The organism is Photorhabdus heterorhabditis (assembly GCF_018448905.1).
Classification (GTDB): domain Bacteria; phylum Pseudomonadota; class Gammaproteobacteria; order Enterobacterales; family Enterobacteriaceae; genus Photorhabdus; species Photorhabdus heterorhabditis.
Genome location: NZ_RCWA01000109.1, coordinates 1 through 1,767, shown reverse-complemented (window position 1 = coordinate 1,767; position 1,767 = coordinate 1). Strand labels below are relative to the sequence as shown.

Annotated in this window: 2 protein-coding genes; one reads left to right on the top strand and one right to left on the bottom strand. The window is 48.6% G+C overall.

Features of this window, described 5'->3' with window-relative positions; translation table 11 throughout:
• Positions 1 to 75 precede the first annotated feature (75 nt).
• Entirely contained in the window at positions 76 to 501 is a 426-nt protein-coding gene (gene tnpA, locus EAE89_RS22725) for an IS200/IS605 family transposase (RefSeq protein ID WP_054481738.1), read from the bottom strand.
• Between the two features lie 56 nt (positions 502 to 557).
• Here tnpA and EAE89_RS22720 point away from each other — a divergent pair, with 56 nt between their 5' ends.
• Entirely contained in the window at positions 558 to 1,727 is a 1,170-nt protein-coding gene (locus tag EAE89_RS22720) for an RNA-guided endonuclease InsQ/TnpB family protein (RefSeq protein WP_054481736.1), read from the top strand.
• Positions 1,728 to 1,767 lie beyond the last annotated feature (40 nt).

The window sequence follows — 1,767 nt, the reverse complement described above, 5'->3', positions numbered from 1 at the left end:
TTAGCGAAAAACGCCGTAAACCCTCGGCCAGTGCGGGCGGGGATATAAGGCGAAAAGCCCGCAGGGCTTTAAAGATCAATCTGGCGTTGACTGACTCTGAACGTAGGCTCTGAGCGTTTCAATCGTTGCCCCTCCGGTGCTACAGACAAAGTACGATCTTGACCACAAAAGTCCGGTTTTACTTTGCATCCGTAAATGCGTGTTCTGCTGGCGTAGCAGACGTGATGATACCGATTTCAAATTATTGACCATCACACTGACAGCAAGCTTTGGCGGGTAGGCAACCAGCAGGTGTACATGATCTGGCTCCCCGTCCATCTCAATTATTTCGCATTCGAGCTTTCCGGCAGCAGAACAAAAAGCATCACGCAACTGCTCTATCATTCGTCCGTCAAACAATTTTCGGCGGTATTTTGTGGTAAAAATCAGGTGTACAACCAGTTTGCTGACACTATGCCGTTTACGGAGGAACCCCTCCAGCAAATCATCATGATTACTCAATTGATATATTCCGTTAACCTGTTAAAATAACAGAAGTATATCAATGAGCGCTGATTATGTTAAGAGCCACGAAAGTACGTATTTACCCGACACCGGAACAGGCGGAATTTCTCAATGCCCAGTTCGGTGCGGTGCGTTTTGCGTACAACAAAGCTCTTCACATTAAAAAACAGGCTTACCAGCGGCACGGGGTGAGTTTAAGCCCCCGTAACGACTTGAAACCTTTACTGGCCGTAGCAAAAAAATCCCGTAAATACGCATGGCTTAAAGAGTATGATTCCATCGCGTTACAGCAGGCGGTGATTAATCTCGAAGTGGCCTTTTCCAACTTTTTCAATCCGAAACTGAAAGCCCGTTTCCCGACGTTTAAAAGTAAGCACGGAAAGCAATCTAGCTATCATTGTGTTGGAATCAAAGTCATTGATGGTGCGCTCAAAATCCCGAAAATCTTGCCGATTGAAGCTCGTTTACATCGTGAAATTACAGGAACGCTGAAAAGTATCACATTGAGCCGCAGCGCAACCGGAAAATACTACGCATCGTTACTCTGTGATGACGGAATGGAAGCACCTACGAAACCAGCACTGATATCAAACGTTACAGGGCTGGATATGGGGCTGACGCATTTTGCCATCAAATCGGACGGCAATAAGATTGCCAATCCGCGCCACCTTATCAATGTCAGTCACAATCTGCGCCGGAAGCAGAAAGCCCTTTCGCGTAAGAGAAAGGGGAGCGCAAACAGACGTAAAGCCCGAATACAACTTGCGGCAGTTCACGAGCGGGTAGCCAACGCCCGCGCCGATTTCCAGCATAAATTATCTCGCGCAATTGTTGACGAAAACCAAGCGGTAATTGTCGAGACGCTGAAAGCGGCAAATATGATGAAAAATCACCATCTGGCTCGTGCGATAGGCGATGCTGGATGGTCTGGATTGGTCGCAAAACTGGAATACAAAGCAGCAGAGAAAGGAGTGCATCTGGTGAAGTTGGAGCAATGGTTCGCCAGTACGAAAACCTGTCACTGCTGCGGTCACAAAATGTCGGAGATGCCGTTAAATAAACGCATCTGGCAATGTCCTGAATGCGGAGTAGAGCATGACCGCGATATCAATGCGGCGATCAACATCGAACGCAAGGGAATACTGGAATTACAAGCGGCGGGACTCGTCGTTTCTGCCCATGGAGGCCAGTGTAAATCCGTCACACAGACGGTTGCGGCCTAGGAAGTGGGAAGCCTCGCCCGACAGGGCGGGGAGCAGTCAC